The sequence below is a fragment of the Burkholderia ubonensis genome (assembly GCF_001718695.1).
Classification (GTDB): domain Bacteria; phylum Pseudomonadota; class Gammaproteobacteria; order Burkholderiales; family Burkholderiaceae; genus Burkholderia; species Burkholderia ubonensis_B.
Genome location: NZ_CP013420.1, coordinates 3,075,203 through 3,097,004 on the forward strand (window position 1 = coordinate 3,075,203; position 21,802 = coordinate 3,097,004).

At 69.0% G+C, this 21,802-nt stretch carries 14 protein-coding genes and 4 pseudogenes; 12 read left to right on the forward strand and 6 right to left on the reverse strand.

The window, feature by feature from the left end; genetic code table 11:
- The first annotated feature begins 10 nt into the window (after positions 1-10).
- Positions 11-1,041: pseudogene (locus WJ35_RS13995) on the forward strand (L-threonylcarbamoyladenylate synthase).
- A 100-nt stretch (positions 1,042-1,141) separates the two neighbouring features.
- On the opposite strand, the pseudogene WJ35_RS14000 reads toward WJ35_RS13995, so the two are convergent.
- From WJ35_RS14000 to dacB, 3 genes and pseudogenes are all read right to left on the reverse strand, one after another.
- Positions 1,142-2,277, reverse strand: a pseudogene (locus WJ35_RS14000) (SGNH/GDSL hydrolase family protein).
- Between the two features lie 93 nt (positions 2,278-2,370).
- A complete protein-coding gene (locus WJ35_RS14005; protein ID WP_060236696.1) occupies positions 2,371-3,288 on the reverse strand; it encodes a sterol desaturase family protein in 918 nt (305 codons plus the stop codon).
- Positions 3,289-3,491: 203 nt separating this feature from the next.
- Positions 3,492-5,013 (reverse strand): annotated as a pseudogene (dacB, locus tag WJ35_RS14010) (D-alanyl-D-alanine carboxypeptidase/D-alanyl-D-alanine endopeptidase).
- 180 nt (positions 5,014-5,193) lie between these two features.
- Between dacB and WJ35_RS14015 the strand changes: the two are divergent.
- From WJ35_RS14015 to WJ35_RS14045, 7 genes and pseudogenes are all read left to right on the forward strand, one after another.
- Entirely contained in the window at positions 5,194-5,856 is a 663-nt protein-coding gene (locus WJ35_RS14015) for a response regulator (protein WP_010090818.1), read from the forward strand.
- A gap of 3 nt (positions 5,857-5,859) precedes the next feature.
- Positions 5,860-7,206, forward strand: coding sequence for an ATP-binding protein (locus WJ35_RS14020; RefSeq protein WP_060236693.1), 1,347 nt, complete (start codon positions 5,860-5,862; stop codon positions 7,204-7,206).
- Between the two features lie 141 nt (positions 7,207-7,347).
- Positions 7,348-8,832, forward strand: coding sequence for a DegQ family serine endoprotease (locus WJ35_RS14025; RefSeq protein WP_060236691.1), 1,485 nt, complete (start codon positions 7,348-7,350; stop codon positions 8,830-8,832).
- Positions 8,833-8,940: 108 nt separating this feature from the next.
- A pseudogene (locus WJ35_RS14030) lies at positions 8,941-9,376 on the forward strand (carboxypeptidase-like regulatory domain-containing protein).
- A gap of 129 nt (positions 9,377-9,505) precedes the next feature.
- A complete protein-coding gene (locus WJ35_RS14035) occupies positions 9,506-9,865 on the forward strand; it encodes a DUF427 domain-containing protein (protein WP_069239327.1) in 360 nt (119 codons plus the stop codon).
- Between the two features lie 27 nt (positions 9,866-9,892).
- Positions 9,893-10,588 (forward strand): CoxG family protein, encoded by a 696-nt coding sequence (locus WJ35_RS14040; RefSeq protein ID WP_069239328.1) that lies wholly within the window; start codon positions 9,893-9,895, stop codon positions 10,586-10,588.
- Between the two features lie 126 nt (positions 10,589-10,714).
- Positions 10,715-10,978 (forward strand): hypothetical protein, encoded by a 264-nt coding sequence (locus WJ35_RS14045; RefSeq protein ID WP_059461454.1) that lies wholly within the window; start codon positions 10,715-10,717, stop codon positions 10,976-10,978.
- Here the strand turns inward: WJ35_RS14045 and WJ35_RS14050 are convergent.
- Positions 10,933-11,928, reverse strand: a complete 996-nt coding sequence (locus WJ35_RS14050; protein WP_069239329.1) for a helix-turn-helix domain-containing protein — start codon at positions 11,926-11,928, stop codon at positions 10,933-10,935. The genes WJ35_RS14045 and WJ35_RS14050 overlap by 46 nt on opposite strands.
- 151 nt (positions 11,929-12,079) lie before the next feature.
- On the opposite strand from WJ35_RS14050, the gene WJ35_RS14055 reads away from it, so the two are divergent.
- Positions 12,080-12,733, forward strand: a complete 654-nt coding sequence (locus tag WJ35_RS14055) for a cysteine hydrolase family protein (protein ID WP_060236940.1) — start codon at positions 12,080-12,082, stop codon at positions 12,731-12,733.
- A gap of 25 nt (positions 12,734-12,758) precedes the next feature.
- On the opposite strand, the gene WJ35_RS14060 is transcribed toward WJ35_RS14055, so the two are convergent.
- Positions 12,759-13,397 carry a TetR family transcriptional regulator gene (locus WJ35_RS14060; RefSeq protein ID WP_010098534.1) on the reverse strand — a complete coding sequence of 213 codons (639 nt, stop codon included), beginning with the start codon at positions 13,395-13,397 and terminating at the stop codon, positions 12,759-12,761.
- 401 nt (positions 13,398-13,798) lie between these two features.
- Between WJ35_RS14060 and WJ35_RS14065 the strand changes: the two genes are divergently transcribed.
- Genes WJ35_RS14065 through WJ35_RS14075 form a run of 3 tightly spaced genes read left to right on the forward strand, consistent with a single transcriptional unit; the run spans position 13,799 to position 19,797 of the window.
- Positions 13,799-15,055 carry an efflux RND transporter periplasmic adaptor subunit gene (locus WJ35_RS14065; RefSeq protein WP_069239330.1) on the forward strand — a complete coding sequence of 419 codons (1,257 nt, stop codon included), beginning with the start codon at positions 13,799-13,801 and terminating at the stop codon, positions 15,053-15,055.
- Positions 15,056-15,070: 15 nt separating this feature from the next.
- Positions 15,071-18,271 carry an efflux RND transporter permease subunit gene (locus WJ35_RS14070; protein ID WP_069239331.1) on the forward strand — a complete coding sequence of 1,067 codons (3,201 nt, stop codon included), beginning with the start codon at positions 15,071-15,073 and terminating at the stop codon, positions 18,269-18,271.
- A complete protein-coding gene (locus tag WJ35_RS14075) occupies positions 18,271-19,797 on the forward strand; it encodes an efflux transporter outer membrane subunit (RefSeq protein ID WP_069239332.1) in 1,527 nt (508 codons plus the stop codon). Before WJ35_RS14070 ends, WJ35_RS14075 begins: the two co-directional genes overlap by 1 nt.
- A 242-nt stretch (positions 19,798-20,039) precedes the next feature.
- Here the strand turns inward: WJ35_RS14075 and WJ35_RS14080 are convergent, their stop codons facing one another.
- Entirely contained in the window at positions 20,040-21,416 is a 1,377-nt protein-coding gene (locus WJ35_RS14080; protein ID WP_069239333.1) for a nucleobase:cation symporter-2 family protein, read from the reverse strand.
- Positions 21,417-21,802: the final 386 nt, after the last annotated feature.

The window sequence follows — 21,802 nt, forward strand, 5'->3', positions numbered from 1 at the left end:
CGCCGTGCCGATGTCCAGCGATCTCCCGAAGTCCGTGACGCGCGCGCAGATCGCCGCCGCCGCCGCGCTGCTCGATGCGGGCCAGCTCGTCGCGTTTCCGACCGAAACCGTCTACGGGCTCGGCGGCGACGCGGCCAATCCCGAGGCCGTCGCGCGCATCTATGCGGCGAAGGGCCGGCCGGCGAATCATCCGGTGATCGTGCACCTGCCGCCGGGCGGCGATCCGGGCTACTGGGTCGAAGCGTTGCCCGACGATGCGCGCAAGAGCTGATCGACGCGTTCTGGCCCGGCCCGCTGACGCTGATCCTGAAGCGCCATCCGCGCATTCCGGACGCCGTGAGCGGCGGGCAGGACTCGGTCGGCCTGCGCTGCCCGTCCCACCCGGTCGCGCAGGCGCTGCTGGACGCGTTCAGCGCGCGGCGCGGCGGGCACGGCGGGGTGGCGGCGCCGTCCGCGAACCGCTTCGGGCACGTGAGCCCGACGACCGCGCAGCACGTGCGCGACGAGTTCGGCGACACGGTGCACGTGCTCGACGGCGGGCCGTCGGAAGTCGGCATCGAATCGACGATCCTCGACTTGTCGCGCGGCTTCCCGGCGCTGCTGCGCCCGGGCCACGTGAGCCCGCAGCAGATCGCCGACGTGCTTGGCCGCGCGCCGCGGCTGCCGGACGGCAGCGACGCGACCGCGCCGCGCGCGTCCGGCACGCTGAAGGCGCATTACGCGCCGCGCACGCCGCTCGCGCTGCTGCCGTTCGATCAACTGGAGCCGCTGCTCGCCGCCGCGCACGCGGCCGGCGAACGGGTCGCACTGGTCGCGCGCGCATCGCGCGCGGGCCGCTGGGCGCAGGCCGCCGACGTGCATTTCATCGCCGCGCCGGAAGATCCGCAGGCGTATGCGCACGCGCTCTACGGGATGCTGCGCGCGCTCGACCGTGCGGACGTCGCGCGGATCCTCGTCGAGAAGCTGCCGGACACCGTCGAATGGATCGCGGTCAACGACCGGCTCGGCCGCGCGGCGGCCGCGTTCGAAGCGCAGGGGTAAGGGCGCGAGCGGTTGCCGCGGCGGCATCCGCGGACGAGATGAAAAGAAAACGCCCGACCGGCGCGAACCGGTCGGGCGTTTTTCGTTGCGTGCGTCGCGCTTACTTGCCGACGCCGGTCGATGCGATCTGCTGCTCGACGAACTGCGCGAACAGCGCGTGCAGGCGCGTCGTCGGGTGGACCGTGTCGGCGAACATGTAGGTCTGGTCCGCGTTCGCCGTCGTGTAGGTCTGCGGCGAGCAGAACAGCGACGAGCCGAAGGCCGTCGGCACCGGCGCGCCGAACTTCGTCGCAGCGGCCCCACCATCGCCTTCAGGTTGCACGCGGTGTCGGTGTTCGACACGGCGAAGCCGTTCGCCTGATAGTTGGCCGCGATGCCGTCCTGCCACGTGAACACGTCGACCAGCTTGTACTTCGTCGGGTCGACCTTCAGCGCGGCCAGCGTGCCGGCGAGCGTCTGGTTGAACAGCCCCGACAGCCGCGTGAAGGTCGCCTGCGTGCCGCCTTGCAGCGCGAGCGGCGTGCCGCCGATGTCCGGGATGTTCGACACGAACACGTGCGTGCCGCCTGCGGCGACGATCTGCTGGACGAGCCCCCCGAGCTGCTGCGCGGCCAGGCCGATCGCCTGCGCGGCCGCGAGCTGCGCGGCCGGCGTGTTGCCCTGTGCCTGCGCGACCTGCGCCTGGTAGAAGATGTCGTTCGCGCCGCCGTTGATCAGCACGATCTGGCCTGCGTTGAAGCTGCCGTGCTGCGACAGGTACTGCTTGACCTGGTCGGCGATCGGCGTCGTCGTCGCCTGCGCGAAGTCCGAGTTCGGCACGCTCGCGTCCGCGTGGCCGATGCCCGGCTGCAGCGCGACGCGCGAGCCGCCCTGCGCATAGCCGAGACCGCCCGTCGCCTGCAGCGGGATGCCGAAGCCGCCCTGGTTGGCGGGCTGCAGCGTGTCGCCGTAGTAATTCGCGACGTTCTGCGTCCAGACCTGCCCCGGGTTGGTCGTGAAGCGCCCGCCGCCGAAGCCGAGCAGGATCTGCGAATAGGTGCCGACGTCGGACAGGCTGTCGCCGAACGACACGATCTGCATCTTCACGCCGGACGGCGGCGCGGCGGGCGCGTTGTTGTCGTCGCCGCCGCCGCCGCATGCGGCGAGCAGCGCGAACGTGGCGCCTGCGATCGCAACCTGGGCGGTGCGCAGCAGGCGGCGCCGTGCGCGGGACGGTGCGGTTCGTTGTGGTTGCATCGATCGATCTCCTCGTAGATATGGCCTGATGTTTCGCATCTGCCGCATGCCCGCTCAGGTCCGGGTCGCGGCGGCCGTTGGCTGAAAGTTGTTCTAGCTTGACCGGTTCGCGCCTGCGGGCTGCGCCGTGCGCGGATCGTCAGCGGCGGCGCCGGCCATCCGTGCATGATAGGCGCTCGCCCATTCGGGCGGCCCGAAAACCGCGCGCAGCTTGTCGCGCCATCCGGGCACGCGCCACGCATCGGCGGCCATCGAGCCCCACTCGTGGAACGTCGCGACGAGCGGGTTGTTCGAGCCGAGCCGCTCGACGATCCCGTATTGAGGCGGGTCGGCCGGCGTCTCCTCGACGAAGCTGCCGAACAGCCGATCCCAGATCACGAGCACGCCCGCATAGTTGCGGTCGATGTAGCGCGGGTTGCGCGCATGGTGTGCGCGATGGATCGACGGCGTGTTGAAGACGTATTCGATCCAGCCGAGCTTGCCGAACGCCTGCGTATGCACGAAGAACTGGAACGCGAGGTTGATCAGCACGATGCCGACGATCTGCTGCGGCGGAAAGCCGAGCAGCGCGAGCGGCAGCCAGAACGCCCACATGCCGGCGACCGGGTACATCAGGCTCTGGCGCATCGCGGTCGAGAAATTCATCCGCTCGGACGAGTGGTGCACGACGTGCGCGGCCCACAGCCAGCGCACGCGGTGGCTCGCGCGATGGAACACGTAGTAGAGGAGGTCCTGCGCGACGAACAGCACGGCGAACGACAGCCAGCCGTCCTGCCACGTGAAGAGGCGGTAGTGCCGGTAGCAGTATGCGTACACGGGAATCACGAACAGCCATGCGACCTTGTCCGCGCCCTGGTGCATCAGCGCGAGCGCGGCGTTGCACAGTGTGTCCCGCCAGGCGTAGACGGCGGCCTGCGGACGGGTGCGGGCGAAGTGCCAGGCCTCCCAGCCGATGCAGAGCAGGAAGACGGGCGCCAGCGCGAGCAGAAGCAATTCGACGTCGAATCGCATGGGCGTGTCTCCTCCTTCTTTCCCCTGCAAGTCTCGTGGCCGGGCAGACGCCCGATTGTGAATATGGGTCAGGCGACAGCCTACGCAATCGGGTCGCGCTAGGCGAGAGGGGAGCGTAGAGGGTTCCCTCAGAGGACAGGGTTTCTACCGAAGCCGCGCCGTGCGGGGCTGCGCGGTGCGGCCCCGTTTTGCCGGCGCGGCCGTCAGCGCGCGCCCGCGTAGATCCATTCGAGCAGGCTGTCGTGCGCGGCGCGCGCGGCTTCCGCGTGATCGTCGTTGATGAAGCTGACGACGACGTAGCTCTGGCCGTCCGCGCCCGCGACGTAGCCGGCGATCGCGCGCACGTCGCGCAGCGTGCCGGTCTTGATGTGCGCGTTGCCGAGCACGCCCGCGTTCGTGAGCCGGTTCTTCATCGTGCCGTCGATGCCGGCGATCGGCAGCGAATCGATGAACGCCTGCGCGACCGGGCTCGCGTTCGCGGCCTGCAGCAGCGCGGCGAGCGACTGCGCGCTCACGTGCTCGTCGCGCGACAGGCCCGAGCCGTTGTCGAGCACGAGCTCCGGCATCGCGATGCCGCTTTTCTGCAGGAACGCGCGGATCACGCGGCTCGACTGCTCGGGCGTCGCGGGCGGCTTGCCGCTTTCCGCGCCGATCGTCAGGAACAGGTTGCGCGCCATCACGTTGTTGCTGAACTTGTTGATGTCGTAGACGACGCTGCCGAGCACCGGGCTGTGGTGCACGGCGACGGGCCGCGCGGTCGCCGGCACCTTGCCCTCACTCACGGGGCCCGTGATGGTGCCGCCGTCCTGCTGCCACAGCGCGAGGAAGCCGCGCGCGAAGAACGTCGAGTGATCGAGGATCGCGAGGTTGGTCGTGCGCGCGCCGCAGCGCAGCGGATAGTCGCCCGCGAACGACGCGGTCAGCATGCCGTCGCCCGCCGTCAGCGTCGGGCGCGCCGCGGCCGACGCCGCGCCGCACGAGCCGTTGCCTTCATGGAGCTGGTTGTCGATCGACAGGTTCGCGAGCGGCGGCAGCACGTCGATCGCGACCTTGCCGTCGTCGCCCGGCGTCAGCGTGAACGAGACGGCCTTGAACGCGTACAGCAGCGGGTCGGGGCCGACGTTGTACGGCGCGCTCGCGTCCTCGTCGAACGCCGGCAGGTCGCGCGTCGACGCCGCGAAATAGGTCTTGTCGAGCACGAGCCCGCCGCTCACGCGCTTGATGCCGGCCTTGCGGATCTTGTCGACGAGGTCGATCAGCTCCTCGGGCACGAGCTTCGGATCGCCGCTGCCCTTGATGTACAGGTTGCCCTGCAGCGTGCCGTCCGGGTCGAGCGTGCCGTCCGCATAGGCGGACGTGCGCCAGCGGAAGTCGGGGCCGAGGATCGACAGGCCCGAGAAGGTCGTGACGAGCTTCATCGTCGATGCCGGCAGCATCGGGCGGCTCGCGTTCCACGCGACGAGCGGCTCCGGATCGCCGACCCGCTCGACGACGACGCTCATCGCCGACGCGGGCACCTTCGCGCGCTGCAGCGCGACCAGCACGGACGGCGGCAGGCCGGCCGCGCGCGCGGCGGCGGACACGACGGGGCGGCTTGTGCGGCTTCTTGCGGGCTTGCGCGGGCGGCGCGAACGACAGGGCGGTGCAGGCGGCGAGGACGGCGGCGGCGCGCAGGCAGAGGCGGGCGCGGGGCGCGAACCGGGCGGCGAGGACGGAAATCGGCATGGACGAATACGGGAAAGCGGGTGCGTGAGCGAGGCGCGCGCGGCGCCGAAGCGCACATTGTAGAGACAAGTTGGGTCGGATCCGATGAAACCGCCGCGGCGCGGTGCACGATGCCGCGCACGCAATCCGCGGCGCTACAATGCTCGGCATGATTCACTCGTCCCACGGATGCCGACCCAGATGCGGATATTGCTTGTCGAAGACGACCGGATGATCGCCGAGGGCGTGCGCAAGGCGCTGCGCTCGGACGGCTTCGCGGTCGACTGGGTGCAGGACGGCGACGCGGCGCTCACCGCGCTCGGCGGCGAGGCGTACGACCTGCTGCTGCTCGATCTGGGCCTGCCGAAGCGCGACGGCATCGACGTGCTGCGCACGCTGCGCGCGCGCGGGCTGGCGCTGCCGGTGCTGATCGTCACCGCGCGCGACGCGATCGCCGATCGCGTGAAGGGGCTCGACGCGGGCGCCGACGACTACCTGGTCAAGCCGTTCGATCTCGACGAGCTGGGCGCGCGGATGCGCGCGCTGATTCGCCGCCAGGCGGGGCGCAGCGAATCGCTGATCCGCCACGGCGCGCTGACGCTCGATCCCGCTTCGCACCAGGTGACGCTCGACGGCGCGCCCGTCGCGCTGTCGGCGCGCGAGTTCGCGCTGCTCGAGGCGCTGCTCGCGCGGCCGGGCGCGGTGCTGTCGAAGAGCCAGCTCGAGGAGAAGATGTACGGCTGGGGCGAGGAGATCGGCAGCAACACCGTCGAGGTCTACATCCACGCGCTGCGCAAGAAGCTCGGTTCGGACCTGATCCGCAACGTGCGCGGGCTCGGCTACATGGTCGTCAAGGAAAGCTGACGCGTGAGGTCGATCCGTCATCAATTGCTGATCTGGCTGCTGGCGATCGTCGTCGCCGGCGTGGGCATGGCCGGCTGGCTGATCTACCGGCAGGCGCTCGCGGAGGCGAACGAGCTGTTCGACTACCAGCTGCAGGAGATCGCCGCGGCGCTGCCGTCCGAGCCGTTCTCGCAGGTGTTCGGCTCGCGCACCAACGGCGACGAAGGCATCGTGATCCAGATCTGGAACCGCAACGGCGTGCTGATGTACTTCTCGCATCCGCGCGCGCCGATCGCGCCGCGCGCCGAGCTCGGCTTCTCGACCGAGCGCACCGACCGCGGCGAATGGCGCGTGTACGGCGCGATCGTCGGCGACAACGTCGTGCAGCTCGCGCAGCCGGTGTCGGTGCGCAACCGGCTCGCGGCGAACGTCGCGCTGCGCACGCTGTGGCCGCTGATCGTGCTGCTGCCGTTCCTCGGCGCGGCCGTGTGGATGATCGTCGGGCGCGGGCTCGCGCCGCTGCGCCGCGTGACGCGCGCGGTCGAGGCGCGCCGGCCGGAGGCGCTCGATCCGCTGCCCGATGCGCCGCTGCCGCTCGAGGTGCAGCCGCTCGTGCATGCGCTCAACGGGCTGCTCGCGCGGCTGTCGGCGGCGCTCGACACGCAGAAGGCGTTCGTGGCCGACGCCGCGCACGAGCTGCGCACGCCGCTCGCGGCGGTGCAGATCCAGGCGCAACTCGTCGGGCGCGCGAAGGACGACGCGTCGCGCCGCGAGGCGCTCGCCGACCTGCAGGACGGCGTCACGCGCGCGACGCGCCTCGCGGAACAGCTGCTCGCGCTCGCCCGCTCGGAACCGGACGGCGGGACGGTGCGCGAGGCGGTCGACCTGCAGGCGCTGCTCGCCGAATGCGCGGCCGCGCACGCGCCGCTCGCGCAGCGTCGCGGCATCGACCTGGGCTTCGAGGAGTCGCAGCCCGCGCGGGTCGTCGCCGACGTCGCCGCGCTGCGCGTGATGTTCGGCAACCTGCTCGACAACGCGGTCAAGTACACGCCCGACGGCGGCCGCATCGACGTGTCGCTGATGCGCGACGCGGCCGGCCGCGCATGCGTGCAGATCGGCGACAGCGGCCCGGGCATCCCGGCCGACGAGCGCGAGCGCGTGTTCGACCGCTTCTACCGCGACAGCTCCGCGCGGGCCCGCACCGACGTGTCGGGCAGCGGGCTCGGCCTCGCGATCGTCAAGCGCGTTGCGGCGCAGCAGGGCGCGACGGTGACGCTCGGCGACGCGGCGGCGGGCGGCCTGCTCGTCAGCGTCGTGTTTCACAACGCCGAGATGCCGGCCGAGGCGCCGCGCCAGTCCGAGCAGGTATGAAGGAGCGGGATTGGGCAGGATCGGCGCAGAAGGCCGTCCGCGCGCCTTCCGGTGGTGGTTTAAGCCCCGTTTAAGGCTGATTAAGCCTCCTTTAAGTCAGGGTCGTTACGCTGCGTCGTAACAAAAAGAGGAGGTCCTACGATGAATACCCGATTCCTTGCGCGCGGCGCCGTTGCCGTCGCGGTGGCGGCCGCGCTGTCCGCCGGCTACGTGGCGGGCACCCGGCGTGCCGATCCGCAGATCATCACGCCCGCGCAGGCGGCCGCGCTGATGCCGGCCGAAGCGGCCGCGAAGACCGGCATTCCCGATTTTTCCGGGCTCGTCGAGACCTACGGCCCGGCGGTCGTGAACATCAGCGCGAAGCACGTGGTGAAGCAGACCGCGCGACGCATGCAGCAGCCGCAGCTGCCGATCGACCCGAGCGACCCGTTCTACCAGTTCTTCAAGCACTTCTATGGCCAGATGCCCGGCATGGGCGGCGACGCGCAGCCGGACGACCAGCCGAGCGCGAGCCTCGGCTCCGGGTTCATCGTCAGCCCGGACGGCTATATCCTGACGAATGCGCACGTGATCGACGGCGCGAACGTCGTCACCGTGAAGCTGACCGACAAGCGCGAGTACAAGGCGAAGGTCGTCGGCGCGGACAAGCAGTCCGACGTCGCGGTGCTGAAGATCGACGCGGGCGGGCTGCCGATCGTGAAGATCGGCGATCCGGCGCAGAGCAAGGTCGGTCAGTGGGTGGTCGCGATCGGCTCGCCGTACGGCTTCGACAACACGGTGACCTCCGGCATCATCAGCGCGAAGTCGCGCGCGCTGCCCGACGAGAACTACACGCCGTTCATCCAGACCGACGTGCCGGTCAACCCCGGCAACTCGGGCGGCCCGCTGTTCAACCTGAAGGGCGAGGTGATCGGCATCAACTCGATGATCTATTCGCAGACGGGCGGCTTCCAGGGCCTGTCGTTCGCGATTCCGATCAACGAGGCGATCAAGGTGAAGGACGAGCTCGTGAAGACGGGCCACGTGAGCCGCGGCCGCCTCGGCGTCGCGGTGCAGGGGCTGAACCAGACGCTGGCCAGCTCGTTCGGGCTGCCGAAGCCGGACGGCGCGCTCGTCAGTTCGGTCGATCCGAGCGGCCCGGCCGCGAAGGCGGGCCTGCAGCCGGGCGACGTGATCCTGGCGGTCAACGGCATGCCGGTGGCCGATTCGACGACGCTGCCGTCGCAGATCGCGAGCTTCAAGCCCGGCTCGAAGGCCGACCTGCAGATCTGGCGCGACAAGGCGAAGAAGACGGTCAGCGTGACGCTCGGCTCGATGGCCGACACCAAGGTCGCATCGAACGACGGCGGTCCGGTCGAACAGGGCCGGCTCGGCGTCGCGGTGCGGCCGCTGTCGCCGCAGGAGCGCGGCGCGACGCGGCTGTCGCACGGGCTGCTGGTCCAGCAGGCGGGCGGCCCTGCCGCGAGCGCGGGCATCCAGCCCGGCGACGTGATCCTCGCGGTGAACGGCCGGCCGGTGACGAGCCCCGAACAGCTGCGCGACGCGGTGAAGGGCGCCGGCAACAGCCTCGCGCTGCTGATCCAGCGCGACAATGCGCAGATCTTCGTGCCGGTCGACCTGAGCTGACCGGCGGCGGCCGCCTCAGGCCGGCTCGACCGGTCTGGGCGGGCGTCGCCGGGCGTCCGGCGTCCCCGGCACCCGTGATGCAGTGTTCCGACCCGAAAGGAGAGTGCCATGCAACATCCACGCAGCATGTCCCGATTCGCGATCGCCGCGGCGCTGGCCGTTGGCGTCGCGGCCGGCGCCCGGCGCGTACGCGCAGTCGGACGGCTTGCCCGCCGCGCGCCACCAGGGCGACGTCACCTTCGTGTCCGGCGGCATCGGGCAGGACGAGTCGACGGCGTTCCAGCGCAACGAAGCCGCGTGGCCGCTCGCGCTGCGCTTCACGGGCGCGGGCGGCGAGTTCCTGGCCGACGTCCAGGTGCGGATTGCCGACGCGAACGGCGCTGAAGTGCTGAAGACCGACGCGCACGGGCCGTACATGCTCGTGAAGCTGCCGCCGGGCCGCTACACGGTGCAGGCGTCGTACCAGGGCAGCGACGAATCGCGCGCGGTCACGGTGGGCGCGAAGGGCGGCACGAAGGCGGCGTTCCAGTGGAGCGCGCAGTAGCGCGGCGGCCCCGTCGCGGGGCGCGCAATCGGACCGAGTTTCGCCGATAATGAAAGCCACGGCCGCGTGCCGTGGCTTTTTCGTTTCCTGCGCCCGGCCTCGATGCCGCGGCCGCCCGGAGGAACAACGATGTCCGATGCCGCCGACCCTCGTCTAGAAATCGTGCCGAATCGCCATCGCGTGCGCGTGATTCACCGCGGCATCACCTATGCCGATTCGCTCGGCGCGCTGACGGTGCGCGAAACCGGTGCGCCGGACACCCATTACCTGCCGCGCGGCGACGTCAACATGCATCGGCTGGTGAAGTCGAGCGTCACGACGGCCTGCCCGCTGCGCGGCCTGGCCGTGTATTTCGATTTGCAGACGGAAGACGGCGTGATCGAAAACGCCGCATGGAGTTACGAGGAACCGAAGTCGGCGGCGCTGGCGCTTGCGCGCTATGTCGCCTTCGATGCCGCGCGGGTCGACAGTCTCGTCGAGACGTCCTGAGCGGCAAGTGTTCATCGGGGAGGCATCATGGAACTGAACGACGCATTACGCGTGCCGCTTGCGCCGTCGGTCGTCCGGGACGCACTGGAGGACATCGCGCTGCTGCGCGCGAGTTTTGATCATTGTGAATCGTTCGTCGAGCTGACGCGCGGCGAGTACGCGCTGACGCTGACCGTGCCGCTCGGCCCGCTGCGGGCGCGCTACGACGTGCGTGCGCATTCGGCCAGCGAGCAGGACGACGCGCGGCGCGTGATCAGCTTCAAGGCGCGGGCCGACGGACTCGGTGCGCTGCGCGGGCAGGTCGAGCTCGCGCTGCTGCCGGGCGATGACGCAACCACGACGCAGATCGACTACGTGCTGTGGGCGACCGCGACCGGGCCGCTCGCCGAGCTGCCGACGCGGCAGATCGAGAACGCGCTGCACGAATGGGCCGACGACTTCTTCAGCGAGTTCTGCGCGGTGGTGCAGGCGAAGCATGGCCTCGTGCCGAACCGTGCGGCGTCGAGCGCGCCGCGTCGCCAGCATGTGTTCCTGCGGCCCGCGTCGCTGACGGCGACCGCGAAACGTCCGCCGCTGCAGCACCTCGGCGGCGCGCTGACCGGCCGGGCGGCCAGCGCGGTGCAACCGCGCGCATCGGGGCCGCTGCCCTTGTGGGCGTGGGCCGCGATCATCCTGTTCGTTGCGGTGCTGTTGTACGCGGCGCGCTGGATCAACGGCGCCTGAGCCGTTGCGTCGCAGGGAGCGTGGGCTGCGCGCCGGCAGCCCGGCGCTCAGGCCGCGCGATGACCGCGACTTTTCCCCTCCGTCATATGCACGTCCGCGCCGTTCAACGACGGCCGCTTCAAGACGGTGCTCGACGCCGCGGCGCGGCGCTACGACATCGTCATCGTCGATCCCGCGCCGATCCTCGCGCTGCACGATGCGGCGAGCATCGGCCGCCGCGGCACGACACTGCTGCTGTGGCTCGGTGTGCCGGGCTTCACCGTGCACGCAGGGCGGCTGACGATCGACGAACCTAACCCCGGCGAAACCGCGGCCGCAGCCGCGGCGCTTTTCGGCGGTCGGCCCTACCGCCGCCCGCCGGGCGCCGCGCCGCGAAATTCCCGCCGATAGGCCGATGGCGACGTGCCGAGCGCGCTCGCGAAATGCTGGCGCAGCGATACGCTCGACCCGTAGCCGGCCGCCTGCGCGATCGCGTCGATCGATTGTCCGGTGGTTTCCAGCAGATGCTGCGCGCGCGCGAGCCGTTCGGCCTGCAGCCACGCGATCACGGTCGTGCCGGTCGCCTGGCGGAAGTGCCGGGTGAACGTGCGGCGGCTCATCAGCACGCGCGCCGCGAGCGAGTCGACGCCGTGCGGCGCGTCGAGATGCGCGCGCACCCAGTCGAGCAGGCCCGCGAGCCGCGCGTCGCGCGGGTGCGCGGCGACGGGCTGCGGCACGTATTGCGCCTGCCCGCCCTGGCGGTGCGGCGGAATCACGAGACGCCGCGCGATCCGGTTCGCCGCGTCGGCGCCGAAGCGGCGGCGCACCACGTGCAGGCAGCAGTCGAGCCCCGCGGCGGTGCCGGCCGACGTCATCAGGTTGCCGTCGTCGACGTACAGCACGTCGGGATCGAGCCGCACGCGCGGAAAGCGCCGCGCGAAGTCGTCCGCCCACGCCCAGTGCGTGGTCGCCGGGCGATCGTCGAGCAGGCCGGCTGCCGCGAGCACGTACGCGCCGAGGCACAGCCCGACCAGCAGCGCGCCGCGCTCGGCGGCGGCGCGCACCGCGTCGAGCAGCACCGCCGGCGGCGTCTCGTCCGGGTCGCGCCAGCTCGGCACGATGACGATCTGCGCGTCGTCGAGCGCATCGAGCCCGAGCGGGGCCGAGATCGTGAAGCCGCCGGTCGTCGCGAGCGGGCCCCGGTCCGCCGAGCACACGCGGAAGTCGAACGCGGGCGTGTCGGCCGCGTCGCGCTCCTTGCCGAACACGACGGACGGGACCGACAGGTGGAACGGGCTGATGCCGTCGAACGCGATCGCGGCGACGACGGTGGGAGAAGAGACGGCGGGGACGGCGGGCATGACGGGCTCCGGAATGCGGATGGCCCGATTCTATCGAAGAATGGCAATCGGGCCGCTGTCGGGGCCGGCGCCGCGGTTCGACAATGCGTCATCGCGCTGCCGACCGCGCCCGTTGCGGGGCGGGGCGGCGCGTCCGAACCAGGAGAACATCATGTCGAAGCCCGCTTCAAAGCCCACCGGCCGCCGCGCCCTCATCGTGATCGACGTCCAGAACGAATACGTGACGGGTGACCTGCCGATCGAATACCCGCCCGTCGACACGTCGCTCGCGAACATCGGCCGTGCGATCGATGCCGCGCACGCGGCCGGCGTGCCGGTGATCGTCGTCCAGCACGTCGCGCCGGCGGGCGCGCCGATCTTCGCGCCCGGCGGCGACGGCGTCGAACTGCATCCGGTGGTTGCGTCGCGGCCGTACGCGCACCGGATCGAGAAGTCGCTCGCGAGCGCGTTCGCGGGCACCGATCTCGCCGCGTGGCTCGACGCGCACGAAATCGACACGCTCGCGGTGGCCGGCTACATGACGCACAACTGCAATGCGTCGACCGTGTATCACGCGGCGCATGCGGGGCTGAACGTCGAGTATCTGGAGGATGCGACGGGCGCGGTGCCGTACGAGAACGCGGCCGGCGCGGCAAGCGCCGAGGAGATCCACCGCGCATATACGGTGGTGTTCCAGTCGAACTTCGCGGCGGTGATGTCGACCGACGCATGGATCGCCGGGCTGGCGGGCGGCGCGATGCCGGCGCGCGAGTCGGTGTCCGCGTCGAACCGGCGAGCCCGCGCGCGCCGCGCACAGGCCGCCTGACCGTGTCGCCGCGAGCGCCGGCGCGTCAGTCGTCCTTCAGCATCGCCGGGCTGTAGCGCAGCATGTCGAAGCAGCCGTCGACGAGCTTTTCCGCGTGCTGCTCCGCGTCGATCTCGTCGGGGAGCATCAGCATGTCGCGCACGAAGCCGCTGACGAGCGCGTGCAGCATCAGCGTCGCGCGCCACGTGTCGAGCCGTTCGGGCAGCAGCTTCAGTTGCACGGCCATCGCGAGATCGGCGTCGATCGCGTGCAGCGCGTCGCTCATGCCGGCGCGATTGCGCTGCAGCAGCGGCTCCAGGTCCGCCACGTACTCGCACTTCATGAACAGGATGCTGAACACCCGGCGCAGCTGCGAATCGCGCTGGACGCCGAGCAGGCACCAGATCAGGATCTTGCGGACCTTGTCGAGCGGATTGCTGCCGGGCGCGTCGGCCGGCAACTTCTTCAGCTCGTCGATCGGCAGCAGCACGCGATCGAACATCGCGTCGAACAGCTCGCTCTTGTTCGCGAAATGCCAGTAGATGGCGCCGCGCGTCACGCCGGCGTGGTGCGCGATGTCCGCGAGCGACGTGTGCGACACGCCCTTCTCGAAGAACACGTGTTCGGCGGCGTCGAGGATGCCGTTGCGCGTGGCAAGGGCTTCCTCCTTGGTGCGTCTGACCATATTCAGGCCTGGGGAGATCGATCGGTGGGCGAAACAATAAGGTTCGCATCCCTCGCCGTACCCGTGCAAACGGGCTATCCTAGCGACTCGTAACGTTTCGTAATACCAGCGGTCGCGGCGGCGCAGGGTCTTTTTACATACATTCGTGAATGTATATACAATACCACCCTACGATCGAATGGCCAAAGGGGCAATCAGTTAATATCCCACACTGCTGATTCCCGCCAAAGCACTACCGGCCCGCAGTTCGGGGCGTCTTCGTCGGCACAGTGGTTCCGTGCCGCTTGCTGTATCTAGCAGTCCAGTAATTCAGGTGTTCGATCAGCGCCGCAAGGCGCATCCGTGTTGCGTCCGGGCCGGGCGCGACACTCATTCCATTGGTTACACACAGAGGTCGCTCCATGCGCGTCGAACGGGTTCCATACCGCTTAATCACTGTCGCGACGGCCGCCGTTTTCCTGGCCGCGTGCGGGAAAAAAGAATCGGCACCGCCGCCGCAAACGCCGGAAGTCGGCGTCGTCACCGTCCAGCCGGAAACCGTGCCGGTCTTCACCGAACTGCCGGGCCGCACCAACGCGTTCCTGGTCGCGCAGGTGCGCGCGCGGGTCGACGGCATCGTGCTGCGCCGCGAATTCACCGAAGGCACCGACGTCAAGGCCGGCCAGCGCCTCTACAAGATCGACCCGGCGCCGTACATCGCGCAGCTGAACAGCGCGAAGGCGTCGCTCGCGAAGGCGCAGGCGAACCTCGCGACGCAGAACGCACTGGTCGCGCGCTACAAGGTGCTGGTCGGTGCGAACGCGATCAGCAAGCAGGACTACGACAACGCGGTCGCCGCGCAAGGGCAGGCGGCGGCGGACGTCGCGGCCGGCAAGGCAGCGGTGGACACCGCGCAGATCAACCTCGGCTATACGGACGTGGTGTCGCCGATCACCGGCCGCGTCGGCATCTCGCAGGTCACGCCGGGCGCGTACGTGCAGGCGAGCCAGGCGACGCTGATGTCGACGGTGCAGCAGCTCGATCCGGTGTACGTGGACCTGACGCAGTCGAGCCTCGACGGGCTGAAGCTGCGCCAGGACGTGCAGAGCGGGCGGATCAAGACGAGCGGCCCGGGGGCGGCGAAGGTGTCGCTGATCCTGGAGGACGGCAAGACGTACTCGGAGCCGGGCAAGCTGCAGTTCTCGGACGTGACGGTGGACCAGGCGACGGGCTCGGTGACGATCCGCGCGATCTTCCCGAACCCGAACAGGGTGCTGCTGCCGGGGATGTTCGTGCGCGCGCGCATCGAGGAAGGCGTGAACGAGCACGCGTTCCTGGTGCCGCAGATCGGCGTCACGCATGACCAGAAGGGGCAGGCGGTCGCGCTGGTGGTGGGTGCGGACAACAAGGTCGCGCCGCGTCCGCTGACGACGACGGGCATGCAGGGGCAGAACTGGATCGTCGAAGGCGGCCTGCAGGCGGGCGACCGGGTGATCGTGCAGGGCATCGACAAGGTGCGTCCGGGCGCGACCGTGAAGACGGTCGCCGCGCAGCTGCCGGCAGCCGATGCCGCATCGGGTGCAGCCGCATCCGCCGCGCCGGCCGCCGCCGGTTCCGGTGCCGCAGCCGCGTCGGGCGCCGCCCCGGCGAGCGCTGCCGCTGCGTCGAGCGCGCACTAACAGGGAGCCTGTTTCATGGCAAAGTTTTTTATCGATCGCCCGATCTTTGCATGGGTGATCGCCATCATCCTGATGCTGGCCGGGGTCGCGGCGATCTTCACGCTGCCGATCGCGCAGTATCCGACGATCGCGCCGCCATCGATCCAGATCACCGCGAACTACCCGGGCGCTTCCGCGAAGACGGTGGAAGACACGGTGACGCAGGTGATCGAGCAGCAGATGAGCGGTCTCGACAACTTCCTGTACATGTCGTCGACGAGTGACGACTCGGGCAACGCGACGATCACGCTGACGTTCGCGCCGGGCACCAACGCCGACATCGCGCAGGTGCAGGTGCAGAACAAGCTGTCGCTCGCGACGCCGATCCTGCCGCAGGTCGTGCAGCAGCTCGGCCTGTCGGTGACGAAGTCGAGCAGCAGCTTCCTGCTGGTGCTCGCGTTCAACTCCGAAGACGGCAGCATGAACCGCTACGACCTCGCGAACTACGTCGCGTCGCACGTGAAGGACCCGATCAGCCGGCTCAACGGCGTCGGCACCGTCACGCTGTTCGGCTCGCAGTACGCGATGCGGATCTGGCTCGATCCGACCCGCCTGACGAACTACGGCCTCACGCCGGTCGACGTGACGAGCGCGATCAGCGCGCAGAACGTGCAGGTCGCGGGCGGCCAGCTCGGCGGCACGCCGGCGAAGCCGGGCACCGTGCTGCAGGCGACGATCACCGAGGCGACGCTGCTGCGCACGCCCGAGCAGTTCGGCAACATCCTGCTGAAGGTCAACCCGGACGGCTCGCAGGTGCGCCTGAAGGATGTCGGGCACGTCGCGCTCGGCGCGGAAAACTACAACTTCGACACCAAGTACAACGGCAAGCCGAGCGCGGCGCTGGGCATCCAGCTCGCGACCAACGCGAACGCGCTCGCGACCGCGAAGGCGGTGCGCCAGCAGGTGGACACGCTGTCGAAGTACTTCCCGCACGGCCTGTCGGTGTCGTATCCGTACGACACGACGCCGTTCGTGAAGCTGTCGATCGAGGAAGTGGTCAAGACGCTGCTCGAAGGCATCGTGCTGGTGTTCCTCGTGATGTACCTGTTCCTGCAGAACCTGCGGGCGACGATCATCCCGACGATCGCGGTGCCGGTGGTGCTGCTCGGCACGTTCGCGATCATGTCGGTGGTGGGCTTCTCGATCAACACGCTGTCGATGTTCGGCCTCGTGCTCGCGATCGGTCTCCTGGTCGACGATGCGATCGTGGTGGTGGAGAACGTCGAGCGGGTGATGGCCGAAGAGGGCCTGTCGCCGAAGGAGGCGACCAGGAAGGCGATGGGCCAGATCACCGGCGCGCTGGTCGGCGTCGCGCTCGTGCTGTCGGCGGTGTTCGTGCCGGTGGCGTTCTCGGGCGGCTCGGTCGGCGCGATCTATCGTCAGTTCTCACTGACGATCGTGTCGGCGATGGTGCTGTCGGTGCTCGTCGCGCTGATCCTGACGCCGGCGCTGTGCGCGACGATCCTCAAGCCGATCCCGCAGGGTCACCACGAAGAGAAGAAGGGCTTCTTCGGCTGGTTCAACCGCACGTTCAACCAGAGCCGCGACAAGTACCACGTCGGCGTGCACCACGTGATCAAGCGCTCGGGCCGCTGGCTCGTCATCTACCTGGCCGTGCTCGTCGCGGTCGGCCTGCTGTTCGCACGCCTGCCGAAGTCGTTCCTGCCGGATGAGGACCAGGGCTACATGTTCGTGATCGTGCAGACGCCGTCCGGCTCGACGCAGGAAACCACCGCGAAGACGCTCGCGAACATTTCCGACTACCTGCTGAACGACGAGAAGGAAATCGTCGATTCCGCGTTCACGGTCAACGGCTTCAGCTTCGCGGGCCGCGGCCAGAACTCGGGTCTCGTGTTCGTCAGGCTGAAGGATTACTCGCAGCGTCAGCACGCGAACCAGAAGGTGCAGGCGCTGATCGGCCGGATGTTCGGGCGTTATTCGAAGTACAAGGACGCGCTGGTGATTCCGTTCAACCCGCCGTCGATTCCGGAACTCGGCACCGCCGCCGGCTTCGACTTCGAGCTGACGGACAACGCGGGCGTCGGCCACGACGCGCTGATGGCCGCGCGCAACCAGCTGCTGATGATGGCTTCGAAGGATCCGACGCTGCAGGGCGTGCGTCCGAACGGCCTGAACGATACGCCGCAGTACAAGGTGAACATCGACCGCGAGAAGGCGAACGCGCTCGGCGTCACCGCGCAGGCGATCGACCAGACGTTCTCGATCGCATGGGCGTCGCAGTACGTGAACAACTTCCTCGACACCGACGGCCGGATCAAGAAGGTCTACGTGCAGTCCGATGCGCCGTTCCGGACGACGCCGGACGACCTGAACGTCTGGTACGTGCGCAACGGCTCGGGCGGGATGGTGCCGTTCAGCGCGTTCGCGACCGGCCACTGGACCTACGGTTCGCCGAAGCTCGAGCGCTACAACGGCATCTCGGCGATGGAAATCCAGGGCCAGGCCGCACCGGGCAAGTCGACCGGCCAGGCGATGGCGGCGATGGAAGCGCTCGCGAAGAAGCTGCCGGAAGGCGTCGGCTATTCGTGGACGGGGCTGTCGTTCCAGGAAATCCAGTCGGGCTCGCAGGCGCCGATCCTCTATGCGATCTCGATCCTCGTCGTGTTCCTGTGTCTCGCGGCGCTGTATGAAAGCTGGTCGATCCCGTTCTCGGTGATCATGGTCGTGCCGCTCGGCGTGATCGGCGCGCTGCTCGCGGCGACGCTGCGCGGCCTCGAGAACGACGTGTTCTTCCAGGTCGGCCTGCTGACCACGGTGGGCCTGTCCGCGAAGAACGCGATCCTGATCGTCGAGTTCGCGCGCGAGCTGCAGGTAACGGAGAAGATGGGGCCGATCGAGGCCGCGCTGGAAGCGGCGCGCCTGCGGCTGCGCCCGATCCTGATGACGTCGCTCGCGTTCATTCTCGGCGTGATGCCGCTCGCGATCAGCAACGGCGCGGGCTCGGCGAGCCAGCACGCGATCGGCACCGGCGTGATCGGCGGGATGATCACCGCGACGTTCCTCGCGATCTTCATGATCCCGATGTTCTTCGTGAAGATCCGCGCGATCTTCAGCGGCGAGAAGGAAGACGCCGACGAGGCGCTGCGTCTTGCGCAGGATCACATGCACCAGGCGGAGAAGGGCGACCACGGCGACGACGAGAAGAAGGGACAGTGATGATGCAAAAACACGCTTTGACTGCAATCGCGGTCGCGCTCTTCGCCACGGGCTGCACGATGGCGCCGCATTACACGCGGCCCGATGCGCCCGTCGCGCAGGCGTTCCCGTCCGGCGGCGTCTACGCGACGCAGCCGGCCGCTGCGGCCGGCGCGCGCAGCGCGAACGGCCAGGCGGCGACCGACATCGGCTGGCGCGAATTCTTCGTCGATCCGCGCCTGCAGCGGCTGATCGAGATCGCGCTGACGAACAACCGCGACCTGCGAGTCGCGGTGCTGAACATCGCGGCGGCGCGCGCGCAGTACCAGATCACGCGCGCGGGGCTGTTCCCGACCCTCGACGGCACCGGCTCCGGCAACATCCAGCGCTATCCCGCGGGCGTGTCGACGACGCGCCAGCCGCTCATCACGCGCACCTACAGCGTCGGGCTTTCCGCGTCGTGGGAGCTCGACCTGTTCGGCCGGCTCCAGAGCCTGAAGGACCAGGCGCTCGCGAAATACCTCGCGACCGCGCAGGCCCGCAAGGCGTCGGAGATCGCGCTGGTCGCGCAGGTCGCGGACCAGTACCTGACGGTGCTGTCGACCGACGACCTGCTGAAGGTGACGGAAAACACGCTGAAATCCGCACAGGCGTCGTACGACCTGACGAAGCTGAAGTTCGACAACGGCACCGGCTCGGAGCTCGACCTGCGCCAGGCGCAGACGATCGTCGAGACGGCGCTCGCGAACCAGCAGGCGCAGGCGCGTGCGCGCGCGCAGGCGGTGAACGCGCTGGTGCTGCTGATCGGCGAGCCGCTGCCGGACGACCTGCCGCCGGGCCTGCCGCTCGACGCGCAGAACTTCCTGACCGACATCCCGGCCGGGCTGCCGTCGGACCTGCTGACGCGCCGTCCGGACATCATGGAAGCCGAGCAGAGCCTGCTCGCGGCGAACGCGAACATCGGCGCGGCGCGCGCGGCGTTCTTCCCGCGCATCTCGCTGACGGGCGCGTTCGGCACCGCGAGCCCGACGCTCGGCGGGCTGTTCAAGGCCGGCACGGCGGCGTGGTCGTTCGCGCCGCAGATCACGATGCCGATCTTCGAGGGCGGCGCGAACCTCGCGAACCTCGATCTCGCGAACGTGCAGAAGCGCATCGAGATCGCGAACTACGAGAAGGCGATCCAGTCGGCGTTCCGCGAGGTGTCGGACGGGCTGGCCGCACGCGGCACGTACGACCAGCAGATCGCCGCGCTGCAGCGCAACGAGCACGCGCAGCAGCGTCGCTACGACCTGTCGGACTTGCGTTACAAGAACGGTGTCGACAGCTATCTGTCGGTGCTGACCGCGCAGACGGATCTATATTCCGCGCAGCAGTCGCTGATCAGCGCGCGCCTCGCGCGCTGGACCAACCTCGTCGATCTGTATCGTGCGCTGGGCGGCGGCTGGATCCAGCGGGCCGGCGAGACGCCGCGCGCGCCGGACGTGACGGAAGGCTACGACAAGGCGGCCGCGCCGGCGCCGGCATCCGCCGCGGCGACGAACGGGTAGGCGCGCCGGCGTACGGGGGCAACGCTCCCGTACGCCGTTATACGCGTATGCGACAACGCCACGGACGGAGGTCCGTGGCGTTTCTTTTTGCGCGACCGCTCGGCGTGGCGATGTCGCGCGCAAGCCGGCGATCGCGCGTATCGCGGCCGCCGTCGCGTGCATGTGCTCGTAGGTCCCAAAAGCAGAACGCCACGGCAAGCCGTGGCGTTCTGCGCTTCCGGTACGTTGCCGGCCGGAGCCGGTCAGTGATGCACGTCGGCCGGGCGTCCGTCGAAGTCGTGGCCGGCGCGGCGAATCTCGCAGCGCGCGTCCTTCTCGCCCTTCACGCCGTTGAACACGATGTTCAGGATGACTGCGGAAACCGACGCGAGCAGGATGCCGCTGTGCAGGATCGGCGCGAGCGCGCCCGGCAGCTTCGAGAAGAAGTGCGGCGACACGACCGGCACGAGGCCGAGGCCGATGCTGACCGCGACGATGAACAGGTTGTGGTGGTTCTCCACGAAGTCGACCTTCGACAGCACCTTCACGCCGTTCGCGGCGACCATCCCGAACATCACGATCCCCGCGCCGCCGAGCACGAACGGCGGCACCGACGCGACCACCTGCGCCATCTTCGGGAACAGGCCGAGCAGCACGAGGATCACGCCGCCCGTCGCGCACACGAAGCGGCTCTTCACGCCCGTCACGCCGATCAGGCCGACGTTCTGCGAGAACGACGTATGCGGGAACGAGTTGAAGATGCCGCCGATCAGCGTGCCGAGGCCGTCGACGCGCAGGCCGCGCACGAGGCGATCCTGGTCGACCGGACGATCGACCATGTCGCCGACCGCGAGGAACATCCCGGTCGATTCGATGAACGTGACGAACATCACCGTGACCATCGTCGCGATCGACAGCGGGTCGAAGTGCGGCCAGCCGAAGTGGAACGGCATCACGAAGCCGACCCACGGCGCGATCGACACGCCGTCGGTGTTCACGCGGCCGAGCGCGAACGCGATCGCGAAGCCCGCGACGATGCCGAGCAGCACCGAGATGTTCGCGATGAAGCCGCGGCCGTACTTGTTGATCAGCAGGATCAGCGTGAGCACGAGCAGCGACAGGCCGAGGTAGACGGGGCTGCCGTATTCCGGATTGCCGACGCCGCCTGCGGCCCAGTTGATGCCGACTTCCATCAGCGACAGGCCGATCACCGAGATCACCGTGCCGACGACGACGGGCGGAAAGAACCGCAGCAGCTTGCCGATCGTCGGCGCGAGCACGATGCCGATGACGCCGGCCGCGATCGTCGAGCCGAAGATGTCGAGGATGCCGAGGCCGGGGTTCGTGCCGATCGCGATCATCGGGCCGACCGCCGCGAACGTGCACCCCATGATCACGGGCAGGCGGATGCCGAAGAGCCACAGGCCCAGCGTCTGGATCAGCGTCGCGATGCCGCACGAAAACAGATCGGCGCTGATCAGGAACGCGATCTGGTCTTTCGGCAGCTTGAGCGCGCCGCCGACGATCAACGGCACGGCGACCGCGCCGGCGTACATGACGAGAACGTGCTGCAGGCCGAGCGTTACGAGCTTGCCGGTCGGCAACACTTCATCGCACGGATGGACCGTGTTCGATTGCATCTGTCTCACTCCATGATCTTGTATTCGGGGTGGTACGAAGTTATGCGGAACGGCCATGCGCAACAAGAGCACTGGGTTCTATTCCGTTCTTTGCTGGTTCGATATGCCGATTCGGCATGAAGCGGGGCGTCGCGCATCGGGAATCTGCCGCAGGAGTGAGGTTTCCCGGTTTTATAGCCGTCCAAAATAATGCGGACTCCCATGTCAAATATGGGGTGCTTTATGGTGTGTATCGCGGTTCAGGAATAGTGGTCATTTCAGGGTGTGAAAAAATGCACCGGGTTAACCCGCGAACGGGTGTTTTAAAGCACGTGGCGAGTTCGATCGCATTCGCAATTCACGATCGCGAAAAAATGGGGCGCATATTGCGATCCCGCTATCATCGA

What these genes read in the sequence shown, in the direction of transcription:
- WJ35_RS14040 (WP_069239328.1), top strand. Translation starts at nt 9,893, where the DNA reads ATGGAACTGAACGACGCATTACGCGTGCCGCTTGCGCCGTCGGTCGTC.
- WJ35_RS14070 (WP_069239331.1), top strand. Translation starts at nt 15,071, where the DNA reads ATGGCAAAGTTTTTTATCGATCGCCCGATCTTTGCATGGGTGATCGCC.
- WJ35_RS14035 (WP_069239327.1), top strand. Translation starts at nt 9,506, where the DNA reads ATGTCCGATGCCGCCGACCCTCGTCTAGAAATCGTGCCGAATCGCCAT.
- WJ35_RS14050 (WP_069239329.1), bottom strand. Translation starts at nt 11,928, where the DNA reads ATGCCCGCCGTCCCCGCCGTCTCTTCTCCCACCGTCGTCGCCGCGATC.
- WJ35_RS14055 (WP_060236940.1), top strand. Translation starts at nt 12,080, where the DNA reads ATGTCGAAGCCCGCTTCAAAGCCCACCGGCCGCCGCGCCCTCATCGTG.
- WJ35_RS14075 (WP_069239332.1), top strand. Translation starts at nt 18,271, where the DNA reads ATGATGCAAAAACACGCTTTGACTGCAATCGCGGTCGCGCTCTTCGCC.
- WJ35_RS14005 (WP_060236696.1), bottom strand. Translation starts at nt 3,288, where the DNA reads ATGCGATTCGACGTCGAATTGCTTCTGCTCGCGCTGGCGCCCGTCTTC.
- WJ35_RS14065 (WP_069239330.1), top strand. Translation starts at nt 13,799, where the DNA reads ATGCGCGTCGAACGGGTTCCATACCGCTTAATCACTGTCGCGACGGCC.
- WJ35_RS14015 (WP_010090818.1), top strand. Translation starts at nt 5,194, where the DNA reads ATGCGGATATTGCTTGTCGAAGACGACCGGATGATCGCCGAGGGCGTG.
- WJ35_RS14025 (WP_060236691.1), top strand. Translation starts at nt 7,348, where the DNA reads ATGAATACCCGATTCCTTGCGCGCGGCGCCGTTGCCGTCGCGGTGGCG.
- WJ35_RS14080 (WP_069239333.1), bottom strand. Translation starts at nt 21,416, where the DNA reads ATGCAATCGAACACGGTCCATCCGTGCGATGAAGTGTTGCCGACCGGC.
- WJ35_RS14060 (WP_010098534.1), bottom strand. Translation starts at nt 13,397, where the DNA reads ATGGTCAGACGCACCAAGGAGGAAGCCCTTGCCACGCGCAACGGCATC.